Source organism: Ensifer sp. R1-3, from assembly GCF_056739175.1.
The window spans coordinates 1,539,205-1,562,779 of sequence record NZ_CP096516.1; the positions used below are offsets into that span (position 1 = coordinate 1,539,205).

Annotated in this window: 18 protein-coding genes; 6 read left to right on the forward strand and 12 right to left on the reverse strand. The window is 62.9% G+C overall.

The genetic code is table 11. The annotated features are described in order from the left end of the window. The first annotated feature begins 273 nt into the window (after nt 1-273). The 3 genes from M1D43_RS24425 (at nt 274) to repB (ending at nt 3,170) form a co-directional block, all read left to right on the forward strand. Nucleotides 274-693, forward strand: coding sequence for a DoxX family protein (locus tag M1D43_RS24425; protein WP_010976297.1), 420 nt, complete (start codon nt 274-276; stop codon nt 691-693). Between the two features lie 146 nt (nt 694-839). Next, entirely contained in the window at nt 840-2,105 is a 1,266-nt protein-coding gene (gene repA / locus M1D43_RS24430) for a plasmid partitioning protein RepA (RefSeq protein ID WP_013850289.1), read from the forward strand. Between the two features lie 3 nt (nt 2,106-2,108). Further along, nucleotides 2,109-3,170: a plasmid partitioning protein RepB gene (gene repB / locus M1D43_RS24435; protein ID WP_014527731.1), complete on the forward strand. Its 1,062-nt coding sequence runs from the start codon at nt 2,109-2,111 to the stop codon at nt 3,168-3,170. Nucleotides 3,171-3,232: 62 nt separating this feature from the next. Here the strand turns inward: repB and M1D43_RS24440 are convergent, their stop codons facing one another. The 11 genes from M1D43_RS24440 to M1D43_RS24490 all read right to left on the reverse strand — a co-directional run bounded on the left by M1D43_RS24440 (nt 3,233) and on the right by M1D43_RS24490 (nt 14,098). Further along, the gene (locus M1D43_RS24440; protein WP_003529443.1) at nt 3,233-3,661 is read right to left on the reverse strand and encodes a BRA0787 family protein; all 429 of its coding nucleotides are present in this window, start codon (nt 3,659-3,661) and stop codon (nt 3,233-3,235) included. 366 nt (nt 3,662-4,027) lie between these two features. Next, on the reverse strand, nt 4,028-4,723 hold the full coding sequence (urtE, locus tag M1D43_RS24445; RefSeq protein WP_014527730.1) for an urea ABC transporter ATP-binding subunit UrtE: 696 nt from the start codon (nt 4,721-4,723) through the stop codon (nt 4,028-4,030). Between the two features lie 18 nt (nt 4,724-4,741). Beyond that, a complete protein-coding gene (gene urtD, locus M1D43_RS24450; RefSeq protein WP_014527729.1) occupies nt 4,742-5,494 on the reverse strand; it encodes an urea ABC transporter ATP-binding protein UrtD in 753 nt (250 codons plus the stop codon). A gap of 5 nt (nt 5,495-5,499) precedes the next feature. Beyond that, entirely contained in the window at nt 5,500-6,675 is a 1,176-nt protein-coding gene (urtC, locus tag M1D43_RS24455) for an urea ABC transporter permease subunit UrtC (protein ID WP_127603247.1), read from the reverse strand. Next, complete coding sequence (urtB, locus tag M1D43_RS24460; protein WP_003529437.1) at nt 6,672-8,285, reverse strand: urea ABC transporter permease subunit UrtB; 1,614 nt, start codon at nt 8,283-8,285, stop codon at nt 6,672-6,674. Before urtB ends, urtC begins: the two co-directional genes overlap by 4 nt. Nucleotides 8,286-8,427: 142 nt before the next feature. Next, nucleotides 8,428-9,720 (reverse strand): urea ABC transporter substrate-binding protein, encoded by a 1,293-nt coding sequence (gene urtA, locus M1D43_RS24465; RefSeq protein WP_003529436.1) that lies wholly within the window; start codon nt 9,718-9,720, stop codon nt 8,428-8,430. A gap of 212 nt (nt 9,721-9,932) precedes the next feature. Beyond that, nucleotides 9,933-10,382, reverse strand: a complete 450-nt coding sequence (locus M1D43_RS24470; RefSeq protein ID WP_014527727.1) for a GFA family protein — start codon at nt 10,380-10,382, stop codon at nt 9,933-9,935. Further along, nucleotides 10,379-10,843, reverse strand: coding sequence for an SRPBCC family protein (locus M1D43_RS24475; RefSeq protein ID WP_014527726.1), 465 nt, complete (start codon nt 10,841-10,843; stop codon nt 10,379-10,381). Before M1D43_RS24475 ends, M1D43_RS24470 begins: the two co-directional genes overlap by 4 nt. Nucleotides 10,844-10,875: 32 nt before the next feature. Next, nucleotides 10,876-11,214 (reverse strand): ArsR/SmtB family transcription factor, encoded by a 339-nt coding sequence (locus M1D43_RS24480; RefSeq protein ID WP_014527725.1) that lies wholly within the window; start codon nt 11,212-11,214, stop codon nt 10,876-10,878. 238 nt (nt 11,215-11,452) lie between these two features. After that, complete coding sequence (locus M1D43_RS24485) at nt 11,453-13,504, reverse strand: hypothetical protein (protein ID WP_014527724.1); 2,052 nt, start codon at nt 13,502-13,504, stop codon at nt 11,453-11,455. A 30-nt stretch (nt 13,505-13,534) separates the two neighbouring features. Continuing rightward, nucleotides 13,535-14,098, reverse strand: coding sequence for a nuclear transport factor 2 family protein (locus M1D43_RS24490; RefSeq protein ID WP_014527723.1), 564 nt, complete (start codon nt 14,096-14,098; stop codon nt 13,535-13,537). A 235-nt stretch (nt 14,099-14,333) separates the two neighbouring features. Here M1D43_RS24490 and M1D43_RS24495 point away from each other — a divergent pair, with 235 nt between their 5' ends. The 3 genes from M1D43_RS24495 (at nt 14,334) to M1D43_RS24505 (ending at nt 21,947) form a co-directional block, all read left to right on the forward strand. Continuing rightward, complete coding sequence (locus tag M1D43_RS24495) at nt 14,334-17,540, forward strand: ATP-binding protein (protein ID WP_017267788.1); 3,207 nt, start codon at nt 14,334-14,336, stop codon at nt 17,538-17,540. A 116-nt stretch (nt 17,541-17,656) separates the two neighbouring features. After that, nucleotides 17,657-21,037, forward strand: a complete 3,381-nt coding sequence (locus M1D43_RS24500; RefSeq protein ID WP_014527721.1) for a hybrid sensor histidine kinase/response regulator — start codon at nt 17,657-17,659, stop codon at nt 21,035-21,037. Continuing rightward, nucleotides 21,024-21,947, forward strand: a complete 924-nt coding sequence (locus M1D43_RS24505) for a response regulator transcription factor (RefSeq protein ID WP_014530084.1) — start codon at nt 21,024-21,026, stop codon at nt 21,945-21,947. The genes M1D43_RS24500 and M1D43_RS24505 overlap by 14 nt, the downstream gene beginning before the upstream one ends. A 113-nt stretch (nt 21,948-22,060) precedes the next feature. Here M1D43_RS24505 and M1D43_RS24510 read toward each other — a convergent pair whose 3' ends face one another. Continuing rightward, entirely contained in the window at nt 22,061-23,386 is a 1,326-nt protein-coding gene (locus M1D43_RS24510; protein WP_010976308.1) for a dicarboxylate/amino acid:cation symporter, read from the reverse strand. Nucleotides 23,387-23,575 lie beyond the last annotated feature (189 nt).

Sequence of the window (23,575 nt, forward strand, 5' to 3'; positions counted from 1 at the left end):
GAAGGTTAACAACTTACTTCCGGGAGCTCGCCGGAAGGGCGCCGGGCCGCTTCGAAAACCCTCCCAAGTACCGTCCCATGCTCGCGGCGCAAGGCTTTCCCGCGCTTTGGCGATGCAATTCCCTTCCGTTCAATTTCTGTTTCAGTTGTGGAAAATTTCCGATCCGCGGGCTGTGCATTTACAATCATGGAGCAGCGAGCGCTTGCCGCCGTTCCGAAGGCTCGGAGCGGGTACGCGTTCGCGATCAGGCCACAGTGAAGAAAGGCACGTCACATGAGCGACAATCCCGCACTTCAAAGCTCCTTGGCCCTCATCGGCCGCCTGCTTCTCGCCGCCATGTTTATTCTTTCCGGTTTCGGAAAACTGGGCGATCCATCTGGCACGATCGGCTACATCGCGTCGGCGGGGCTGCCCCTGCCTCCGGTCGCCTATGCGGTTGCTCTTGCCGTGGAGATCGGCGCAGGCATCCTCCTCGTCCTCGGCTACCGGGCACGGTGGGTGGCGCTGATCCTTGCAGCCTTCACCCTGGCCTCGGCGATCGGCTTTCACACAGACTTCGCCGACCAGAACCAGATGATCCACTTCATGAAGAATCTGGCGATCACCGGCGGCTTCCTTCAGATCGCAGCCTTCGGCGCGGGTGCCTTCAGCCTTGACGGTTGGACCGTCCGCGCCAACCGAGAAATGAGTTGACGCGAATCAGAGGATGAATCATTCCTCTAACGGAATAGACCGCATATTCCGCATTTCGGCGTAGCTAAACGATTGTTCTGTCAGGAAATGCGTCAGGCGCATCCGCACGGCGGCGGGGCGCCATGCGGGCACGAGGAGATTTGACCATGGATATGATGACGGCAGCGGCGGCGACGACGGCAGGCGCGACCGGCGGGGCATCGCGCAGACCGGCAGACGAGGCGATCGCCGCCGACGCGCGGGCGCTTTCCGAACAGCTGAAAGCGATGCGAGACCGGCTCTTTGCACCGACAGCGATGAAGACGCTCCGGAGCTTCACCTCCGGCGAGGCCGCCAAGCTCATCGGCGTTTCCGACGGATACTTGCGACAGCTTTCGCTCGCTGGCGAGGGGCCGCAGCCCGACACCGGCGCCGGCGGACGACGCTCCTATTCGCTTTCCGATATCAACGCGCTGCGCCGGCATCTGGCCGAACAGGCGATCGCCAAAGGCAATGGCGCCAAGGCGCGCGGTTATCTCAAATGGCGCGATGCCGCGAGAAGCGAGCATCTGCAGGTGATCTCGGTCACCAACTTCAAGGGCGGCTCCGGCAAGACGACCTCATCGGTCCATCTCGCACAATATCTCGCTCTGACCGGGCACCGGGTGCTTGCGGTCGACCTCGACCCGCAGGCCTCGCTTTCGGCGCTGTTCGGCTACCAGCCGGAACTGGACCTGACCGGCAACGACACGCTCTATGGCGCAATCCGTTACGACGCCGAGGCGCGCCCGCTGAAGGACATCATCCGCAAGACCTATTTCGACGGGCTCGACCTGGTGCCGGGCAACCTCGAACTGCAGGAGTTCGAACACACGACGCCGCAGGCGCTCAGTGCGCGGCAGAGCGGCGCCGATGCCGGGCCGCTCTTCTTCGCCCGGGTGCAGGCGGCGCTCGCAAGCGTCGCCGACGACTACGACGTCGTCGTCATCGACTGCCCGCCGCAGCTCGGCTACCTGACGCTTTCGGCGCTCTGCGCTTCGACGTCGGTCATCGTCACCGTGCATCCGCAAATGCTCGACGTCGCATCGATGAACCAGTTCCTCTACATGACCTCGGACCTGCTCAGCGTCGTGCGCGACGCCGGCGGCGAGCTCAATTTCGATTTCCTGCGCTATCTCGTCACCCGCTTCGAGCCGAATGACGGACCGCAGGCGCAGATCGTCGGCTTCATGCGCTCGCTCTTCGGCGACCGGGTGCTGACCTCCGCCATGGTAAAGTCGACCGCGATCTCGGATGCGGGTCTCACCAAGCAGACGCTCTACGAGGTGGGCCGGGAGAATTTCACCCGCGCGACCTATGACCGGGCGATCGAGTCGCTGAACGCCGTCAACGGCGAGATCGAGGCTCTCATTCACGCGGCATGGGGGCGCTGAGTCATGGCTGGCAATAACCGGAAAAACGAATTGCGGGCACTGTTTTCCGCGGGTGCGCCTGCCGCCGATCCGCAAACCCCCGCCGAAACGGCGTCGGGCGAGTTGACACCTGTCAACGCCAGGCCGGCCGCTCCGCTCGATGCGCCCCGTGCGGCTTCCGGCGCAGTGAAGGCCATGGGGCTCTCTCTCGGCAGCATCACGCGCGAGGCCGAGGAAGCACGGGTGCTCAGGGAAGCGTTGACCCAGGGCGAACGCGTCGTTTCGCTCGATCCGGCGCTGGTCGAAAGCTCCTTCGTCGAGGATCGGCTGACCGACGGCGAGATAGACGATGCGGATTTCCTCGCGCTCGTCGAGAGCATTCGCGAGAACGGCCAGCAATCGCCGATCCTCGTTCGCCCGCACCCGGAAAAGCAGGGCCATTACCAGACCGCCTACGGCCACCGGCGCCTGAAGGCGGTGCGCCGGCTCGAGCTCCAGGTAAAGGCGATCGTCCGGACGCTGACAGATGCCGAGCTCGTGCTTGCGCAAGGCAAGGAAAATGCCGAGCGGCGCAACCTTTCCTTCATCGAACGTGCGCTTTTCGCCGCTGCGCTCGTAGCGCGCGGCTTCGACCGCAAGGTGATCGGCGATGCGCTTGCGGTGCAGAAGAGCGAACTTTCGCGCCTCCTGCAGGTGGCGGACGGTGTGCCGCACGAAGTCGCCCGCGCCATCGGCCCGGCGCCGAAGGCCGGACGCGAGCGCTGGATGGCGATCGGGACGCTGCTTGAAAGGCAAGAGGCGCGCGCCCGAGCCCAAGACGAGATCGCTTCGCCACGCTTCCGCGCCGTCGATTCAGACCAACGCTTTCAGCTCGTCTTCAATCGCCTGTCGCAAAGCGACAAGCCGGAACCGGAAAGGCCGGAGGAACTGAAGGACGCGGCAGGGCGGGTCTTCGCTCGGCTGAAGCGTGATGGGAAGGCGCCGAGGATCGAGTTCCTCCCGGGCACCCATCCGGCCGTCGTCCAGGAAGCCGTGTCGATGCTCGCCAAGTGGCATGCAGCCTTCGTGGAGAATCAGAAGCCTTAGAGCGACACAGCTCGGCCGCAGCGATGCCCATATGGGCATCGCCACGGTCGTGAGCGATGTCTTCATAGGCCGGCTGGTCGAGATCCCGCCGAATCCGGCGACGGCGAGGGAACGGAATGCATCGGATGGCTGAAGCGCTCGGCAAAGGCCTCGATGGAGCCGCGCCCGAAGCGTCTCAAGCGCCGCCGCACCAGAATGGACATGACCCGGGCGGCGGTCGAGAAGGTCATCGCGTCCAGCGGTCCGGCGCCGCTCCAGGGCTTCGTCAACCGGTCGGTGACTATGCCGATCATATTGGCCGGCATGAGGTCCGTGCAGGGTCTCATCCATTCGAAAACGGCACTGACCGGAAGCACCTTGTCCTCGAAGGAAACGATGGGTTCGGGCATGCCCTCCTCCCAGTCGTCATAGGCTTCGAGGGCATCCTTGAAGAGTGTCTGGAGCGTAATGGGGGCGTGCCCTTCATGAAGGGCGGGCAGGAAATTCGTCATTAGGGTCTCCTCCGATTGGATAGGCCGGAAACGCGAAATGGCCAATTCTGTCAGTGAGATGTGATTGCGAAACTCGCCACGGCACCATGCTTCGTCCAGAGACATGGAACGCGCCGTGACACTTTGGACTGCTGCATGGGCTAACCCTTCGACCGGTTCCGGTCGAAGAATCATGCAGGAGCAATCATCGAACATGCATGTGCAGTATGGGTCAAAGCGCTTGAGCGGGCAAATGCAATCCACAAAAGAAGTGGATTTTTCTGTCGCCCGGAGGCGCCCCTGAGATCGGGCTTCCGGCCCAAGTCATTGACTTTACCCGCTGTTTCCGGGTCTGTGGAAAACCGCGCGCAGGCTCGCCATGGGGCTTCAAACGGTTAGATGCCGGCGCGCTTGCGGGGTGTCGAGCGTCTCCGGCGGGCCCTCGTGCACGAAAGCTCCACGGTCCATGATATAGACATGGTCGGCAAGCTCGCGGCAGAAATCGAGATATTGCTCCACGAGCAGGATCGCCATACCGGTCGAATCCCGCAAATATTTGATCGCGCGGCCGATGTCCTTGATGATCGACGGCTGGATGCCCTCGGTCGGCTCGTCCAGCACCAGTATTTTCGGGCGCGTCACGAGAGCGCGAGCGATCGCGAGCTGCTGCTGCTGGCCGCCCGAAAGGTCGCCGCCCCTCCGGCCGAGCATCGTCTGAAGTACCGGAAACAGACTGAAGATATCGTCGGGGATCGAGCGTTGAGCCCGCCTCAGCGGAGCGAAGCCGGTTTCGAGATTTTCCTTCACCGTCAGCAGGGGAAAGATCTCGCGGCCCTGGGGCACGTAGCCGACGCCCTGCTTGGCGCGCCGGAAGGGCGCCAAGCCGTCGAGCGGCACGCCGTTGAAAGAGATCGTGCCGCTCGTCACCGGATGCTGGCCGGTGACGGCCCTGAGCAGGCTCGACTTGCCGACGCCGTTGCGGCCGAGAACGCAGGTGATCTTGCCCATTTCCGCCTTGAACGAGACGTCGCGGAGCGCCTGGGCGGCGCCGTAATGCAGGCTGACGTTTTCGACGTTCAGCATCGCTTCAATTCCTCCCGCTCATCGGCCGAGATAGTTCTCGATCACCTTCGGATCGTTGCTGACGAAATCGATCGATCCTTCCGCCAGCACCGAGCCTTCCGCAAGGCAGGTGACCTTGACGCCGAGATCGCGGATGAAGCCCATGTCGTGCTCGACGACGACCACCGAGCGCGTCCTGGCGATTTCCTTCAGGAGGATCGCCGTTTCCGCCGTCTCCGCATCGGTCATGCCGGCCACCGGCTCGTCCACGAGCAGGAGTTCCGGCTCCTGCGCGAGCAGCATGCCGATCTCCAGCCATTGCTTCTGGCCATGCGAGAGATTGGCGGCGAGATCGTCGCGGCGCGCCGTGAGCCGCACCGTCGAAAGGATCTCCTCGATGCGGTTCTTGTCCTCTCTCGTCAGCCGATAGAACAGGGTCGCGAAGACGCCGCGGCTGCGGTTCAGCGCCAGCTCCAGATTGTCCCAGACCGTATGGTTTTCGAAGACGGTCGGCTTCTGGAACTTGCGGCCGATGCCGAGCTCGGCGATTGCCGCTTCGTCTTTCTTGGTGAGGTCGATGTCGCCCTTGAAGAAGACCTCGCCCTCGTCCGGCCGCGTCTTGCCGGTGATGATGTCCATCATCGTCGTCTTGCCGGCGCCATTGGGGCCGATGATCGCGCGCAGTTCCCCCGGCTCTACGACGAAGGAGAGCGAGTTCAGCGCCTTGAAGCCATCGAAGGAGACGGAGACCCCATCGAGATAGAGCAGGTTCCTGGGTTTCTTCCCGGTCATGGCGATCACTCCGCGGCCACCGTTTCGGCGTCCGCAAGGCTCGCCGCTTTTTCGCTCTCGCTTTCCTTCCGGGCCGCCGCGTGTGATGCGCGCCGGCTTGCGAGATAGTTCTGCGCCGTGCCGACCACGCCCTTCGGCAGGAAAAGCGTGACGAGGACGAAGAGCCCGCCGAGCGCAAAGAGCCAGAATTCGGGGAAGGCGGCGGTGAAGATGCTTTTTCCGCCGTTGACGAGGATCGCGCCGACGATCGGACCGATCAGCGTGCCGCGCCCGCCGACGGCCGTCCATATGACCACCTCGATCGAATTGGCGGGGGCGAACTCGCCCGGATTGATGATGCCGACCTGCGGCACGTAGAGCGCGCCGGCGACGCCCGCCATCGTTGCCGAGACCGTGAAGGCGAAGAGCTTCATGTGCTCGACGCGATAGCCGAGAAAGCGTGTGCGGCTTTCCGCGTCGCGCAGCGCCACCAGCACCTTGCCGAATTTCGAGCGGACGATGCCCGAGGTGACGACGAGCGAAACGGCAAGCGCCAGCGCGGAGGCTGCAAAGAGTGCCGCACGCGTTCCGTCGGCCTGGATGTTGAAGCCGAGGATGTCCTTGAAATCGGTGAGCCCGTTATTGCCGCCGAAGCCCATGTCGTTGCGGAAAAAGGCGAGCAGCAGCGCATAGGTCATCGCCTGGGTGATGATCGAGAGATAGACCCCGTTGACGCGCGAGCGGAAGGCGAGCCAGCCGAAGACGAAGGCAAGCAGGCCCGGCACCAGCACCACCATCAGCGCTGCGAACCAGAACATGTCGAAGCCGTACCAGAACCAGGGCAGCTCCTTCCAGTTGAGAAAGACCATGAAGTCCGGCAGCAGCGGATTGCCGTAGGAGCCGCGTGCGCCGATCTGGCGCATCAGATACATGCCCATGGCGTAGCCGCCGAGCGCGAAGAAGGCCGCATGCCCCAGCGAGAGGATGCCGCAGAAACCCCAGACAAGATCGAGCGCCAGAGCCAAGAGCGCATAGGTCAGGTACTTGCCGAAGAGCGAGACCAGATAGGTCGGCACATGCAGCGGGTGTTCCGGCGCGGTCAGGAGGTTGAGCGCGGGAACGATAACGGCCAGCGCCAGCAGGATCGCGACAGCGACGACGATCGTCCGATCCAGCGATTTGACGAGAAACGAGGTGATCATGCTTCCACCGCCCGGCCCTTGAGTGCGAAGAGCCCGCGCGGCCGCTTCTGGATGAAGAGGATGATCAGCACGAGCACGAGGATCTTGCCGAGCACGGCGCCGGCATAGGGCTCCAGGAACTTGTTGAGGATGCCGAGCGAGAAGGCGCCGACAAGCGTGCCCCAGAGATTGCCGACGCCGCCGAAGACCACGACCATGAAGCTGTCGATTATGTAGCCCTGCCCGAGATTCGGCGAGACGTTGTCGATCTGCGAAAGGGCCACACCCGCAATGCCGGCGATGCCGGAGCCGAGCGCGAAGGTCAGCGCATCGACCCAGGGCGTGCGGATGCCCATGGAAGAGGCCATGCGCCGGTTCTGCGTTACCGCGCGCATCTGCAGGCCCATCGGCGTCTTCTTGAGCAGAAAGAGAAGTGCCGCAAACACGGCAAGCGCAAAGACGATGATCCAGAGACGGTTCCAGGTGATCGCCAGTCCGCCGAGCTCGAAGGCGCCGGACATCCAGGACGGATTGCCGACCTCACGGTTGGTGGGGCCGAAGATCGTCCGCACCGTCTGCTGGAGGATGAGCGATATGCCCCAGGTGGCAAGCAGCGTTTCGAGCGGGCGCCCGTAGAGAAAGCGGATGACGCCGCGTTCCAGTGCGAGGCCCACGGCGCCTGTAACAAGAAAGGCGAGCGGCAGCGCGATCGCCAAGGACCACTCGAAAAGATGAGGAAAGGAGGTGCGCACGACATCTTGAACGAGGAAGGTCGTATAGGCCCCGAGCATCACCATCTCGCCATGCGCCATGTTGATGATGCCCATGACGCCGAAGGTGATGGCGAGACCGATCGCCGCCAAGAGCAGCACCGAGCCGAGCGACAGGCCGTACCATATGTTCTGGCCCGCATTCCAGAAGGCTTGCGCCTGTTCGATGCTGGCGAGCGCCGCCTCGATGTCCGGCTTCAGGCTTTCGTCGGCAGAGCCGAGCGCGGCAGAAAGGATCGGCAGCGCCTCGCGGCCGCCGTTTTCCTCCAGCAGCCGCACCGCCTCCTTCTTCTCCTCGACCGGCCGGTCGGAGAGAAGCAGCATCGTGGCGCGCGCCTGTTCGAGAACCGCACGAACGGCTCCATCCTTCTCGGCAGCCAGCGCATTCTCGATAGCGCCGAGCGCGTCGGCATCGGGCGATTGCAGCACCGACTGCGCGGCCCTGAGGCGCTGATTGCGATCGGGGCTGAGGAGCGTCAGGCTGCCGAGGGCGGTGCGCACGGCGCGCCGCACGCTGTTGTTCACCCTGATCTTCGAAAGTGCCGCCTTCGGCGCTTCGCCGGCGCTGTCGCCGGAGATCGGATCCGTAAGGGCCAGGTTCGAACCGTTCTCCTTCGTCAGGAAGACCTGGCCGTCCGCCTTGCGCGCATAGAGCTCGCCTTCGCCGAGCGCCTCGAGGATGGCGACGACTTCGGGCTTTCCGGTCTTCGCCAGTGCCGCGATATGCTCGTCCATCTCGGACAGCTTCGCCTCGCCGAGCGCGTTCACCAGATCGCGCAGTCCCTCTTCCGCGCGAAGCCCCGGAGCCATCGCAACGAAAAGGAACAGGGCAGCCAGCACGGTTGGGATGATGCGGTACATTCGTCTCTCGCCTTGCAGGCCTCCGTCCGACGGGAAGCATTCGGACGGAGGGGATTTCGAGCTAGCGGTTCGTCATGAAAAGCGGCGTTTGGGGGAGTGGCCCGACCCGGGCCGCTCCCTGAGCAAGTCTTTCGTCATGAAATCAGGAACCCTTGCCGCCGCACTTGCCCGTGGCCACATTGAAGTTGCCGCAGGACATGGGCGCGCGCCAATCGGAGATCAGGTCCTTCGAGTCCGGCAGGTAGTCCGACCATTCGTCGCCGACGACGAGGCCGGGCGTTTCCCATACCGTTTCGAACTGGCCGTCGGACTGGATCTCGCCGATCAGCACGGGCTTGGTGATGTGGTGGTTCGGCATCATCGTCGAATAGCCGCCCGAAAGGTTCGGTACCGAGACCCCGATCATGGCGTCGAGCACGGCATCGGTATCGGTGGTGCCGGCCTTCTCGACTGCCTTCAGCCACATGTTGAAGCCGATGTAATGGGCTTCCATCGGGTCGTTGGTGACCCGCTTGTCGTTCTTGGTATAGGCCTGCCAGGTCTCGATGAACTCCGCATTGGCCGGGTTGTCGACCGACTGGAAGTAGTTCCAGGCAGCGAGATGCCCGACGAGCGGCCCGGTATCGAGGCCGGCTAGTTCCTCCTCGCCCACCGAGAAGGCGACGACCGGGATGTCCTCGGCCTTGATGCCCTGGTTGGCAAGTTCCTTGTAGAACGGCACGTTGGCGTCGCCGTTGATGGTCGAGACGACCGCGGTCTTCTTGCCGGCCGAGCCGAACTTCTGGATGTCCGAGACGATCGTCTGCCAGTCGGAATGGCCGAAAGGCGTGTAATTGATCATGATGTCCTCGGGCGCGACACCCTTGGAGATCAGGTAGGCCTCGAGGATCTTGTTGGTCGTGCGCGGATAGACGTAATCGGTGCCGGCGAGCACCCAGCGCTCGACCTCCTCGTTCTCCATCAGATAGTCGACGGCCGGGATGGCCTGCTGATTGGGAGCGGCCCCCGTATAGAAGACGTTGCGCTGGCTTTCCTCGCCCTCGTACTGGACCGGATAGAAGAGGATCGAATTCAGCTCCTCGAAGACCGGCAGCACGGATTTGCGCGATACCGACGTCCAGCAGCCGAAGACGGCGGAAACCTTGTCGACGGAGACGAGCTCGCGCGCCTTTTCGGCAAAGAGCGGCCAGTCCGAGGCCGGGTCGACGACGACGGCTTCTAGCTTCTTGCCGAGCAGGCCGCCCTTCTTGTTCTGCTCCTCGATCAGCATGAGCATGGCGTCCTTGAGCGTCGTTTCGGAGATCGCCATGGTGCCGGAAAGCGAATGCAGGATGCCGACCTTGATCGTTTCGTCGGCCGCAAAGGCGCCGTTGAACGCCGTCGTAGAAAGGACGGCAGCGAGAAATGCGCCGGTGACGCGTGCCCTGATAGTCATCTGATTGAACCCCCTTGTTCTGATCGCCGCAACGCAAGTGGCCGTTCTCCATGGCCGTTGCTCGGGGGATAATCGGGCAGCCGCGCTGCACTGCACATACGTCATTCTACGTAGGCGGCGGGGGGAAGAAGGAAGCTTGGGCTTCTGCCCGGAGTTTTCTGCCGCGGATCCAAGTCGCTACCGCGGCAGACGCGAAGGAGCGGTACGGCTCCTCACAAATAGGACGTCACCGCGGGTGACCGATCCCATGCATCATGGCGCCCGTCCTCATAGACGATCGGGGCATTCGCCAGCTCCTCGTCGGTCGCGTCGTCGAGACAGGCGATATTCACCGCATGAAACGGCCCGCCCATGATCTCGAAATCGGCGCTGCCAAGGGGGTGGACGCCGCAGTGCCGGCAGAACATGTGGCGGATCATGCGCTCGCCGAAGCGGTACTCCGCCAAGGCTTCCTCGCCGGAAAGCAGGGAGAAATCCTCGGGCGCGACGAACACCTTCCAGAATCGCGTCTTCAGGCAGGAGGAACAGTTGCAGCGGAAGGTCGTCGTCCACCACACGCCCGGCCGCGGCGCTTCGGATCGCTTTCCCTCCGGCGCAAGATCGAGATTTGCGGAAAAACGCACCGCGCCGCAATGGCAGCTCCCGTGATAGGTCTTCTTCATTGCATTTCCTCCTTCCGGGCAGCGACATAGGAAACCAGCCGGTCCATGCACTCGCTCCATCCTTCCGCATGCGAATCGCGGCTCTCGGCGCTCGTGAACGGCGCCTGGTGGAAGGTGAGACGCGTGCCGCCCGCCACATCATCGAGGGTGACCGTGATCAGCGTGTCGATGGCGCCCTCCTCCTCCCAGGCGAAGCTGAGGACGATACGGCTCGGGGCCACGATCTCGCGATAGATGCCGTGCGCCCAGTAGTCCTGGCCCTCCGGCGAGCGGATGCAGCCGCGCCAGGCGCCGCCTTCACGGAAATCGGTGGTGATCGCGGGCACGGTGAAGCCCTTCGGGCCCCACCAGCGTGCCAGGTGTTCGGGTGTCGTCCAGACCTTGAAGACGAGGTTGGCGGGCGCGTCGAAGACGCGCGTGATGGTAAGCGCGTTCTCTTCCTTCAGAGACGGGGCATTCATGATCTTCTCCCTTGCGGTCGGGCGAACCCGGTTCAGTCTTGATCCGATTTCTCGTTGCGCTGCAGTTTATGAAGATAGCTGTCGAGCCGGTCGAAACTGCCCTCCCAGAAATGGCGGTAGCGTTCGACCCAGTCGGCGATTTCCTTCAACGGCGCCGCCTCCAGCCGGCAGGGCCGCCATTGGGCGTTACGGCCCCTGGATATCAGCCCCGCGCGTTCCAATACCTTCAGATGCTTGGAGACCGCCGGCAGGCTCATCTCGAATGGAGCTGCAAGTTCGTTCACCGTCGCCTCGCCGGCGGCAAGGCGCGCAACGATGGCACGGCGGGTCGGGTCGGCCAGTGCCGACAGGGCGCTGCTGAGTTGATCCATTGCTGCTTAACCTATCGGTTAATTAACTTGATGGTTTATTGCAGCAGCGGCGCGTTCTGTCAAGAGCTGAAATGCGCCGGCGGGTGTTCTCGCCAGAGCACCTCCAGGAAAAGCGTTGTAACGGCGCGGAAGTGGGCAGATTCGAAGGTTTAGAGCGCTTCGGCATTTCTGTGAAAAACTGGGCGCTCTGGTGCGGGAATTTAGCGGCGCTGCGGTCGCCCGCATGCGGTGAAACCGATCAGCGCATGCCTGCCGAACGAGGAGCGCAAGCCACGTCCGCATGGATGAGGTGGTCCTCGGTGCCGTAGGCAATGCCGTTGTAGTCGAAGCAGAAGCGCTTCGGCAGGATACGGAAGAGATAACGCTCGCCGCAGCTCGCCGGAACCTCGATGGCATAGTCGCGCGGGGTACTGGCGGGCGGAGGATCCATCCACTTGCGATGATCGATGAAGGAGGCGTGCTTCAGGAGGGTCGCAGAACCGGACGTGCCAACCTCCCCTGCGATGGCTTCGAATCGATCTCCCCTCACCTCTGCCATGCTCGGAAAGTCCTTGATGCGCACAGCCCGGGATAGGGTTTCCCTCTTGATGGCGACGTGGAAACGGACGTCGTCTCGTTCGGGCACCTGCCCGTAGCCGTTCAGATACTTCCACCTGAGCCGTATCACCCGATCGAAACCGTCGCGCGGCGGCGTCGACGACACGATCTCGGCGGAAAATTCCCGGGGGCTGTAGCCGTCGCTATCGCGCCCCGGACTGGGACAGGCCGTGTAAAGCGGCCTGTAGCCGCATTCTTCTCCGCCGGCGCTCCATACGCACTGACTGAGCGCCTGCCATTCGGCGTCGGTAACCGGGGGCGATTGCTGAGAAAGGTCGCCGCCATAATGGGGCAGCATCCACGGGTGGATCTTGCCGCCGCCGCTTCTCGTGGCCCATGCCGTACGGTGCCCGTCCACGGCCGCCAGAAATTTTCGCTGGCCGAGAAGCGGCAGTGCCCGCTCGGGAGACAGTATTGCCGTCGGCATCTTTCCAGCCGCGTCCGCCGCAAAGCGTTGGCCCGTCTCTTGTGTGGTCAGGACATGGCATGACGTGCATGGATGTCCAGGCATGGACACTACCTTCGCTTCCGTCATGCGCTCCCTTCGAGCCGCTGTGTAGCTGGATCCAACGACCCGGAACGGAGCGTCTGCCCGCGCTTTCCTCTTCGGTAGAAACGCTCCGAGGCCGAACGCGATGGAGTTCTCGTCGGCCCAGCCGTGACGGTAACCGACCCTTGCCTGCTTAACGTGCGGATCGATAATATAGGGTTCCTTGTTATCATGGCAGGCGAAACAATCGACCCTGAAGGATCTGTCGTAAAGTTCTTCGGTGCGGGCTCTGCCCTCAACGTCGGCGTAGGAGTCGCCGCCGGGCGGCGGAAACGCCTGCCTCCAGTCAAAGACTTCCCGGTCCTTCCGCCCGTCGATGAAGGCTATCTCTCCCGTGAGCCCGTTAAAGCCGATTGCGCCATAAAGGGCGAACCGCGGGTCCTGTTCCCGCCAGTAGGAATCGCTGCTGAGCTCGAGGTTTCTGGACGACTTCCGGCACAGGAACAACCATTCGACGGGACCACGCACGACGCGGTGGAGACGGGAATTCATTCCGCAATAGGTCACCATGCCGGCGAGCGAAGGCTTGTCGCATTTGTCGATCCGGGCAGTCCATTTGACATGCCTTCCTAACGCATCGAGATGCTCGAACGCGAGCGCATTCGACTTCGACGGGTTTGGCCTCAGCTCTACGAGATTGCCGTCCACCTCCAGACTGAGCCGTCTCGACTCTTTGGCGAGGCAATCGCCCTTCGGCACAGGTCCGAATACGGTACGCAGCTCGTCGCCAAACTTCGTGATTGGTTTTTCCGTGGCGGAAGCCGGCGCCCACAGGTTTTTCCGGTTCCAGGTCTCCAGGGTCTTGGCGAAACCATTCGCGCGATCGAAGGGCCACAGGCCTGAGATCAAGTCGCGAACGGTGGCCGTCGTCGACTCGAATCGCAGCACCATCTCGCGACAGGTGTGGAACGTCTCGTGGCTCGATCGGCGAGGAGGCAAGTGTCCGGAAGCCGCGGTCTGCTCGGGCTCGGCCAGTTCCGGGGCAGGAATGAGGCATCCGGTAACGGCATCGCAGTGTGAGCCCGCGGCGCAATCAGGCTGGCGACGCATGGCTTCGACAGCAAGGTTGATGTCACCGATTTCGGCAGCAAAGGCGGCCGTGTGCACGCTGATCGCCACTAGCAAGAGCAGGTTTCTCAGCATCGCGACCTTCCTCGGCTGCGTCTCGGTCGCCTATCTCGCCCTTATGCTGACTCGCCCATCGCCCGGAGTAACTACGAGCCTCTTTATCAGCTTAGTTGCTCTGTCTATTGTAACGAATATATCGGCAAAATAGTCCAGCTGCGGCAACGGTGAGTCGAAATTCTGAATAAATACGATAGCTACCATAGTTACGTTTATGTCTTGCCCACGGTTATCTATAGTATGCCCGGTTAGAACCCGCTTTGCGTTAAGTCCATTGTCCGTCAGGGGTCTGAAAACGGCTTCGAAGTGCCGCCCTATGCCGTCTTTCGAACTGTAGCTTTCGTCGGGGGTTCTCTTCCCCATTTGACAGAACACATAGGATCCGCCATCGGCAAAGAGAGCTTTCAGAGCGTCTATTTGCCTGTTGTTCATGGCCCACGCATACCTCGCCAGCAAATCGCTGACGGCGTTTCGTTCGTCGTTGTCGACACCGCTGATCGTGGGGGCGTCCTTCCAATCGTCAGCGGTGGGGCAGTCTTGCGCAGCCGCGGCGACAGGCATGCCTAATGCCAGCACTGCCGCTGGAAACAAACATTTGGTAAGCTTTTGCATGGGAACACCTAGATGGCTATGGGCATCTCGGCCCAGATAAAGCGAAAGACTGCAAAGCAATTTCGGCGCCAAGAGCTCAGAATTACGCAAAAGAAACGTGACTTCCGCCCGATGCGGCGCACCGATAATAGCAACTTCGACTTTCATAAAAGGATATTTCCCGATACTAATGTAGCTCTAACGAAACAAAAGCGCAAGTTGAGTTGCTGATCCTTCGCCACCCACATTAAGGGGTATGATGAGCGATGTCAGAAAATGGCTGCAGGACATCGGGCTCGGCGACCTCGAGCTGACTTTCGCGCGCGCGCGCGTCGATTTCGAAAGCCTGCGTCTTCTGACGGAAGCCGACCTTCGCGAATTGCGAATTCCGGTCGGCCAGCGCCGCAAGCTCATGGCCGCGATCGCGGCCATAGAGAAACCGCCTGTGCCCGACCCCGCTCAAAGGCGGCTTCCCGAGCGCCGTCAACTGACCATTCTCTTTTGCGACATGGTCGGATCTACCGATTACGCGGCAAAGCTCGATCCCGAAGATTTCAGCCTTCTCACGCGCACCTATCTCAACAGTTGCAACGGGCTCGCGAGGTCACATGGCGGCTTCGTCGCAAACTATGTGGGCGATGCGTTTCAGGTCCTGTTCGGCTACCCGGTCGCCGAGGAGGATGACGCGGAAAGAGCGATCGAGCTGGCCCTCGACATATTGCGGGTCGTGCCTCAGATCGAGACGCCTGACCATTTGCCCCTCAATGTGAGGATCGGCATTGCAAGCGGCCTCGTCGTGGTCGGTGACGTGGAGGGGGCGCCGGCCGGCGTTTCCACCGTCGCCTTTGGCCCTGTCCCGAATCTCGCCCAGCGGCTTGAAGCGATGGCAGCTCCGCAGACGATCCTGACCGATCAGACCACATACCAAATGGCGCATGGTTCCTTCCTGTTCAGCGATCTTGGCGAGAGGACCCTGAAAGGCTTCAGCCGCCCCGTTCGAATGTGGCGCGCCGATCAGCCCATTTCCGTCGGCAGCAGGTTCGCCCGCAAAAGCCATCTGACCGCGCTTGTCGGCCGTCGAACCGAGATCGCGCAGGTCGTGAGCGTCTGGCGGGCGGTAACTAAGGAAAGGCGTGGAAGAGCGGTCCTCATCAGCGGCGAGCCGGGCATAGGCAAGTCGCGGTTGCTTTTCGAAGTGAAGGAGGAGCTTCCCGGCGTAAAGACGCTGACTGTCCAGTGCTCGGCAGCCTACGCCAACAGCGCCCTCTTCCCCTTCCTTCAGCTGTTTCGCCAGGAAGTGGGTATATCCAACGCCGACCCGCCTGCGATCGCCGCCGGCAAGTTGGAGGCTGCTCTCTCCGTGAGCAGCGTGCCGACCGACGATTCCCTTCCGATCTTCGCCCGATTGCTGAACATCGACCAGGCCGAGTACCCGCCGTCCACACTTCCGCCACCCCAGCAACAGCTGACGGTTCGGCAAACGTATATCGACTGGTTGCAGCACCAGGCCGGAGCAGGCCCGATGCTGCTTGCGGTCGAAGACGAACAATGGATCGATCCGTCGTCGGCGAACCTGCTCGACCGACTGATCGAAGAGACCACGAACCTGTCCCTGCTCATCATCGTGACCTCCCGCGACGGCGAGCTGAAATCCGAAAGGCGGGGAAATACCATCGAAGAGATCAGGCTCACACGTCTTTCGCGCGACGAAGCGAACGAACTCGTCCGGAAAGCCGCGTCGGGCGTGCTTCTGGGGGCGGAGCTTACGCGCTCCGTGCTACGCAGGGCAGAGGGTGTGCCGCTTTTCCTTGAGGAACTTTCGCGATCGACCGCCGAGCTTGCGGCTTCCTCTGACTCCTCCCGATCGGGCACACACGATGCCGATCTCGCCGTCCCTAACTCCCTCCAGTCCTCGCTCCTGTCGCGTCTCGACAAGCTCGGTCCGGGCAAGAACATAGCGCAGGTCGCGGCGATCATCGGCCGCGAATTCGACGTCCGGATGCTTGCCGACGTTGCCAATATGCCGATCGAAGCATTGAAGCCCGAGTTGGAGCGCCTGACGGCGTTCGGTCTGGTCGCCCCCCAGCCGTTCTCGGATTGGCCGAGATACAGTTTCACCCACGCGCTTCTTCAGGAGGCGGCGAGCGGCGCGCTGCTGCGGGACAGACGCAGACAGCTCCATGCGCTGGTCGTGGATGCGATAGAGCGAACGGAACCCTCGGCCGCCGCCGACCACCCGGAAGTTCTGGCCCAGCATCTGGACGAGGCTGGATTGTACGAGCGTGCCGCCGAGCATTGGCTCACGGCCGGTTTGAAACTCGCCGCGACCTGGGCGAAGCAGGAAGCCGCCAATATGTTCGCCAGAGGACTCGAATGCATCCGCAAACTGCCCCCTTCTCCGGGTCGCGATCGTGTGGAGCTTCGTCTCGAGCTCGAACGCGGCGATGTCCTCTACGCCACGTTCGGTTTCATGACTCGAGAGGGAAGCAACGCATACCGCAATGTGATGCGCCTCGGCGAGGCGACAGGCGATCCGGAGGCGGCCATCAGGGCTCTCGACGGGCTTTTCGGGACGGCCTTCAATTCCGCTTGCCTCAAGGACGCCGAATGGGCGAGCGATCAACTCCTGGAGATCGGGCAAAAGCAAGATCACCTCAAGGCACTCGTGCTCGGCAAGCAGTTCCGGGGCATGTGCGCCTTTGCTCGCGGCCGGTTCCGCCAGGCGAAGGCACTGCTCGCAGACGCCCTTCGGCATCGAGAGGAAGCGGATCGGATCGGCAGCGATTTTCCAAGCATGGCGATGATCTATCTCTCCTGGACGCTGGAGCTTCTGGGCGAAGAGCAGGACGCGCTCTCACTCTTCCGGCAGGCGGAAGCCGATGCGAGAAAGCAGACCGACTATCGCCTCGCTGCATGCCTCGGCAACGGCTGCATCCTGATGGCGCTCCGCAACGACACTGCAACGATGGAGCGGCTGATAGACGAGCTCCTCCCGTTGGCAAGGAGGAACGGCTTCCAGCTTTGGCTGAACATGGGGGCTTTCTTCTCTGGATGGCTGCTCGCCATGAGCCGCAGGGATGTGTCGGGCCTAAAGCAGATGCGCCATGTCTGCGACAACATGGGCGAGCAGGAAATCGACAAGACCTGCTATCTGGGAATGCTCGCCAACGGCTATCTTCAGCTCGAATTCGACACGGAGGCGTCACAAGCTATCGGCCAAGCCCTGGAATTGGCAAGGAAAACGGGCGAGAACTATTTCACGGCCGAGCTGTTGCGTTTACAAGCCGAACTGCTCGTGCGAGGCGAAAGCAGGCTGGAGCCAGGCTGCACGCTGCTCCACCGGGCAATGGCGCTAGCGCGCAGGCAGGGTGCCAGGACCTGGGAGGCCAAGGCAAGGCGGTCCCTCGCTGGGTTCGAAGACAGGAAGAGGACGACCCAAAGCGAGTCGCGTGGGCCTGTCTAGACTGCGTCCTCGGTCTGCGACGTTTTCCGCAATGCAGCAATTTCCCGGGCCGCTCGTCCGTGTTACGACATGAGCAGCTGGCGCATTCGGCCAGCATTGCGAGATGACGAGGGACCATGGCGGCACGCCAGCGCATCATTCCCGTTCGACGAGAATATAACCGCTGGGTCGCCAACCAGACGCTCGAGGACTATGCGCTGCGCTTTACCGCCAAGAGCGCGCGGCGCTTTTCCTCCGCGCGCATTTCGCAGACGGCGATCGGCGCCATCTCCTTCCTGGCGCTGGAAGCCATCGGCGGCGCCATTACCATGTCCTACGGCACGACCAACGCCATCGTCGCGATCCTCGTCGCGAGCCTGATGATCCTTATCGTCGGCCTGCCGATCAGCCGCTATGCCATCCGTCACGGCGTCGACATCGACCTTCTCACGCGCGGCGCGAGCTTCGGCTATATCGGCTCGACGATCACCTCGCTGATCTATGCGAGCTTCACCTTCATCCTCTTCGCGATCGAAGCCTCGATCATGTCCGGGGCGCTGGAGCTCGCGCTCGGCATACCGCTCTGGATCGGCTACATCGTCAGCGCCGTCATGGTGATCCCGCTGGTCACCCATGGCGTGAAGCTGATCAGCCGGTTCCAGCTCGTCACGCAGCCCTTCTGGATCGTCTTGAACGTTCTTCCCTTCGCCTTCATCGCGTTTGCCGACTGGGAGAAGGTCGGCCTGTGGCTCGCTTATGCGGGCATCCATCACACATCGGGTCCCCCCGGCACGCTCGCGCCGTTCCATCTCGTCGAATTCGGCGCTGCCTCGGCGGTCATCTTCGCGCTGATGGCGCAGATCGGCGAACAGGTGGACTTCCTGCGCTTCCTGCCGCCTGACGGCGAGCGCAAGCTCCGGCACCGCATCGCCGTCTTTCTTGCCGGCTCCGGTTGGGTGATCGTCGGCGCGCCGAAGCTGCTTGCCGGCTCCTTTCTCGTCGTGCTGGCGCTCAGCACCGGCGTTCCCTCGACCAGGGCCGCCGACCCGGCGCAGATGTATTACACCGCCTTCGGCTACATCTTCCCGTCGGACACGGCCGCGCTCCTGCTGATGGCCGCCTTCGTCGTCGTCTCGCAGCTCAAGATCAACGTGATGAACGCCTATGCGGGCTCGCTCGCCTGGTCGAACTTCTTCTCGCGGCTCACCCACAGCCATCCGGGCCGCGTCATCTGGCTGGTGTTCAACGTGGCGATCGCGCTCCTGCTGATGGAGCTCGGCATCTATCGTCTGCTGGAGGAGACGCTCGGCATCTTTTCGATCGTCGCCATGGCCTGGCTCTCGACGATCTCCGCCGATCTCTTCGTCAACAAGCCGCTCGGGCTCGCCCCGCCCGGAATCGAGTTCAAGCGCGCCCATCTCTACGACATCAACCCCGTCGGCCTCGGCACCATGGGCGTGTCGACGCTCTTCGCCCTCGTCGCGCATTTCGGCGCAGCGGGCGAAATCGCCGCCTCGCTCGCCCCCTATATCGCGCTCGTCACGGCTTTCGTCGTCTCGCCGCTGATCGCCTGGTGGACGGAAGGGAAATTCTATCTCGCCCGCAAGCCGCGCAAGAGCTGGCTCGCCGAAAGCGAGATCACCTGCTCGATCTGCGAGCATCCGTTCGAACCGGAGGACATGGCCTGGTGCCCGGCCTATGCGGCGCCGATCTGCTCGCTCTGCTGTTCGCTCGACAGCCGCTGCCACGACATGTGCAAGCCGAAGGCGCGGCTGAACACGCAGGTCGCGACCGTGGCCAAGGCGGTGCTGCCCGAAACGGTCGTCGCAAAGCTCGCGACAAGGCTCGGCCGTTACGCGATTTCGGCGGTGATCTCGATCACCGGCATCGGCGTCATCCTGGCGATGATCGCCCACCAGACGACGGCCGCCTCTCCCGAGACCGCCGAGGTCGTCGAGCGGACCATCGCCATCGTCTTCTTCGTCTTTGCCATCCTTGCCGGCGTCGTGTCCTGGTTCTACGTGCTTGCCCATGACAGCCGGGTCGTTGCGGAAGAGGAATCCTCCCGGCAGAACACGGCTCTCCTGAAGGAGATCGCCGCCCACAAGAAGACCGACGCGGCGCTGCAGGACGCGAAAGAAAGGGCGGAGTCGGCCAACCGCGCGAAGAGCCGCTATGTCGTGGGGCTCAGCCACGAACTGCGCACGCCGCTCAATGCGGTGCTCGGCTACGCCCAGATCCTCGAGCGCGACGAGACGATACCGCCGCCGCGGCAGGGCGCGATCAAGGCGATCAGGCGCAGCGCCGACCATCTCTCCGGACTGATCGACGGCCTCCTCGACATCTCCAAGATCGAAGCCGGCAAGCTGCAGGTCTATTCCAACGAGATCAACATTCAGGACTTCTTGGATCAGATCGTCGACATGTTCCGCCCGCAGGCGCAGGCAAAGGGCATCGCCTTCGAGCACAACCGCGCAGCCTCGCTGCCGCAATATGTGCGGACCGACGACAAGCGCCTGCGGCAGATCCTCGTCAACCTGCTCTCCAATGCCCTGAAGTTCACGGAACGGGGACATATCCGCTTCGACGTCGCCTATCGCAGCCAGGTTGCAAGTTTCACCATCGAGGACAGCGGCCGCGGCATCAGCGAGAAGGACCTGCCCAGAATCTTCGAGCCCTTCCAGCGCGGCGAGGCGGAATATCGCATGCCGGGCCTCGGTCTCGGCCTGACCATCACGCGCCTGCTCACCCAGACGCTCGGCGGCGAAATCTCCGTCACCAGCGAGAAGGACAAGGGCACGGCCTTCAAGGTCCGGCTGATGCTCTCTGCGGTCGACCGGCCCGCCGCGCTGAAGGACCCGGTGCGCAATATCAAGTCCTATCACGGGCCACGCCGGACGATCATCGTGGTCGACGACAATGCGGATCACCGCGACCTGATGCGCGAGCTGCTGGCGCCGCTCGATTTCACCGTTCTTGCGGCGGCGAGCGGGGCGGCCTGCCTGGCGCTCGCCGAACATACGGAACCGGACCTGTTCCTGATCGACATCTCCATGCCCGGCATGAGCGGCTGGGATCTGGTGACGCGGCTGAGGGAAGCCGGCCAGAGCGCGCCGGCGATCATGCTTTCGGCCAATATCGGCGACGGCTCGGCCGCCGGCGCCATCGGCCACGACGATGCGCTTGCCAAGCCCTTCGGCCTGCGCCAGCTCACCGACAAGCTCGCGATCCATCTGAAACTCGAATGGATCTACGACGACGGCCCGAAGGAAACGTCCGGCACCGACAAGACCACTGCGGTAGCGAGCCCCGGTCATCATCATTTGAAAGAATTGATCGAGCTCGGCGAAATCGGCTACGTGAGGGGCATCGAAGCAAAATTGACGGAGATCGCCCTGAACCCCGACAACCGAGCCTTCGCCGAGGCGGCGCGCGCCTATGTCGGGGCATTCGACCTCGCGGGCTATGACGCCTTTCTCAAACGCCTGCTCGCCGGGGAGGCGAATGCCCGTGCCTGAGGCAGCGAACGCCCGCGACATCGTACTCCTCGTCGACGATTCGCCGGAGGCGCTCGGCTTCCTGACCGAAGCGCTGGAACAGTCCGGCTTTTCCGTATTGATCGCGACCTCCGGCAACGCGGCGCTCAACATCGCCGATCGCATCACGCCGGACATCATCCTGCTCGATGCGGTCATGCCCGGTATGGACGGCTTCGACACCTGCACGCGGCTGAAGGCGAATGCTTCGGTCGCCCAGGTGCCCGTGGTCTTCATGACCGGCCTCACCGAGACGGAGCATGTGGTGCGGGCTCTCGAAGCCGGCGGCGTCGATTACCTGACCAAGCCGATCAATATCGACGAGTTGCGCGCCCGCATCCGCGTCCATCTTTCCAATGCGCGCTCCGCCCAGAGCGCCCGCGTCGCACTGGACGCGGCGGGGCGGCATCTGCTGGCGGTGCGAGGCGATGGAACGGTCCGCTGGTCGACCCCGCAGGCGACCCGCCTCGTCAACGCGGCCACCGGCAGCGACGACGGTCTTGCCTTCGTCGCCGGGCGCATTGCCGAGTGGATGCGGGAGCGCAGCCCCGGCGAAAGGCAAGGGACTTTCACCCTGCAGCGCGCCAGCCAGACGGGCCTGCAGATCTCCTATCTCGGCGCGATCGGCGCCAATGAATACCTATTCCGGCTGACCGCCGAGAACGGCATGAGCGACGACGAAACGCTGCGCCAGCACTTCCGGCTCACCCAACGGGAGTCCGAGGTGCTGCTGTGGATCGCCAAGGGAAAATCCAACCGCGACATCGGCGAGATCCTGGGTTTGAGCGCGCGCACCGTCACCAAGCATCTCGAACAGATCTATGTGAAGCTCGGCGTCGAAAACCGGGCCTCGGCGGCAGTGAAGGCGACGCAGGTGCTGCACGGGATCTGATCTTGTGCCGAGTGCCCACCCCCCTCTGGCCTGGCCGGCGATAAAAAAGCGCGGCCCGGAGAACCGGACCGCGCCAACCGCACCAGCGTGCCGTCTCGCCCTGGGAGGCAAGCTTATTCGGCGGGCTGGACGACCGCCGGGATGGCCTCGACGGACGCCTCGCCGCCGAGAGCTGCGGAAAGCTGCGCCTGATCGAGCTCGCCTTCCCACTTCGCCACCACGATCGTCGCAACCGCGTTGCCGACGAAATTGGTCAGGGCGCGGCATTCCGACATGAAGCGGTCGATGCCGAGGATCAGCGCCATGCCGGCGACCGGCACGGAGGGAACGACCGAGAGCGTTGCGGCAAGCGTGATGAAGCCGGCGCCGGTAATGCCGGCCGCACCCTTCGAGCTCAGCATTGCGACGAGGAGCAGCAGGATCTGGTCGCCGTATGAGAGCGGCGTATCGGTCGCCTGGGCGATGAACAGGGCCGCAAGCGTCATGTAGATATTGGTGCCGTCCAGGTTGAAGGAATAACCGGTCGGAATGACGAGACCGACGACCGAGCGCTTGCAGCCGGCCTTCTCCATCTTGTTCATGAGACCCGGAAGAGCCGCCTCCGAAGAAGACGTCCCGAGCACCAGCAGCAGCTCCTCCTTGATGTAGCGGATGAGCGAGAGGATCGAGAAGCCGTTATAGCGTGCGACCGCGCCGAGCACGATGAAGACGAAGAGAAACGACGTCAGATAGAAGGTGCCGATCAGCATGGCGAGATTGGCGATCGAGGCGATACCGTACTTGCCGATGGTGAAGGCCATGGCGCCGAAGGCGCCGATCGGGGCGGCCTTCATCAGGATCGCAACGAGCCGGAAGATCGGCAGCGTCAGCGCCTGCAGGAAATCGACCACGGGCTCGGCTTTCTTGCCGACGATCGCCAGCGAGATACCGAAGAGCACCGAGATGAACAGGACCTGCAGGATGTCGCCTTCGGCGAAGGCGCCGACGAGCGTCGTCGGGATGATGTTCATCAGGAAGCCGGTGATCGACTGCTCATGCGCCTTCTCGGCATAGGTCGCGACTGCCTTGGCGTCCAGCGAGGCCGGATCGATATGCATGCCCGCGCCCGGCTGCACCACGTTTGCGACGACGAGGCCGACGACAAGCGCGAGGGTGGAGAAGGCGAGAAAGTAGATCATCGCCTTGCCGGCGACGCGGCCGACCTTGGCGAGATCGGTCATGCCGGCAATCCCGGTCGCGACCGTCAGGAAGATCACCGGCGCGATGATCATCTTCACGAGCCTGATGAAGGCGTCGCCGAGCGGTTTGAGCTCCGTGCCGATATCAGGATAGAAATGCCCGAGCAGGATGCCCGCGGCGATCGCCGCCAGCACCTGAACATAGAGATGGCGGTAAAGGGGTGTCTTGCCGCGGACCTCCGCGGAATGTTCGATGATCATGATATCCTCCACGTGGCAGGCCCAGTCCGGCAACATGCCGGGCCTCCCGGGCCGCTTTCCGAAGATCGACAGCAGTGGCTGCCTTGTGGAGCTGGTCAGCAATATGCGTGCCAGTTTGCCGCGGAAGGCCGATGCGATTGAATCCATGGGATTTTTGGGGGCGGTGCTCGCTTGCCGTTCGTGGATATG

Bases quoted from the DNA above. Each gene is read 5' to 3' on its own strand.
- M1D43_RS24425 (WP_010976297.1), top strand. From the start codon at position 274: ATGAGCGACAATCCCGCACTTCAAAGCTCCTTGGCCCTCATCGGCCGC.
- repA (WP_013850289.1), top strand. From the start codon at position 840: ATGGATATGATGACGGCAGCGGCGGCGACGACGGCAGGCGCGACCGGC.
- repB (WP_014527731.1), top strand. From the start codon at position 2,109: ATGGCTGGCAATAACCGGAAAAACGAATTGCGGGCACTGTTTTCCGCG.
- M1D43_RS24440 (WP_003529443.1), bottom strand. From the start codon at position 3,661: ATGACGAATTTCCTGCCCGCCCTTCATGAAGGGCACGCCCCCATTACG.
- urtE (WP_014527730.1), bottom strand. From the start codon at position 4,723: ATGCTGAACGTCGAAAACGTCAGCCTGCATTACGGCGCCGCCCAGGCG.
- urtD (WP_014527729.1), bottom strand. From the start codon at position 5,494: ATGACCGGGAAGAAACCCAGGAACCTGCTCTATCTCGATGGGGTCTCC.
- urtC (WP_127603247.1), bottom strand. From the start codon at position 6,675: ATGATCACCTCGTTTCTCGTCAAATCGCTGGATCGGACGATCGTCGTC.
- urtB (WP_003529437.1), bottom strand. From the start codon at position 8,285: ATGTACCGCATCATCCCAACCGTGCTGGCTGCCCTGTTCCTTTTCGTT.
- urtA (WP_003529436.1), bottom strand. From the start codon at position 9,720: ATGACTATCAGGGCACGCGTCACCGGCGCATTTCTCGCTGCCGTCCTT.
- M1D43_RS24470 (WP_014527727.1), bottom strand. From the start codon at position 10,382: ATGAAGAAGACCTATCACGGGAGCTGCCATTGCGGCGCGGTGCGTTTT.
- M1D43_RS24475 (WP_014527726.1), bottom strand. From the start codon at position 10,843: ATGAATGCCCCGTCTCTGAAGGAAGAGAACGCGCTTACCATCACGCGC.
- M1D43_RS24480 (WP_014527725.1), bottom strand. From the start codon at position 11,214: ATGGATCAACTCAGCAGCGCCCTGTCGGCACTGGCCGACCCGACCCGC.
- M1D43_RS24485 (WP_014527724.1), bottom strand. From the start codon at position 13,504: ATGCTGAGAAACCTGCTCTTGCTAGTGGCGATCAGCGTGCACACGGCC.
- M1D43_RS24490 (WP_014527723.1), bottom strand. From the start codon at position 14,098: ATGCAAAAGCTTACCAAATGTTTGTTTCCAGCGGCAGTGCTGGCATTA.
- M1D43_RS24495 (WP_017267788.1), top strand. From the start codon at position 14,334: ATGATGAGCGATGTCAGAAAATGGCTGCAGGACATCGGGCTCGGCGAC.
- M1D43_RS24500 (WP_014527721.1), top strand. From the start codon at position 17,657: ATGGCGGCACGCCAGCGCATCATTCCCGTTCGACGAGAATATAACCGC.
- M1D43_RS24505 (WP_014530084.1), top strand. From the start codon at position 21,024: ATGCCCGTGCCTGAGGCAGCGAACGCCCGCGACATCGTACTCCTCGTC.
- M1D43_RS24510 (WP_010976308.1), bottom strand. From the start codon at position 23,386: ATGATCATCGAACATTCCGCGGAGGTCCGCGGCAAGACACCCCTTTAC.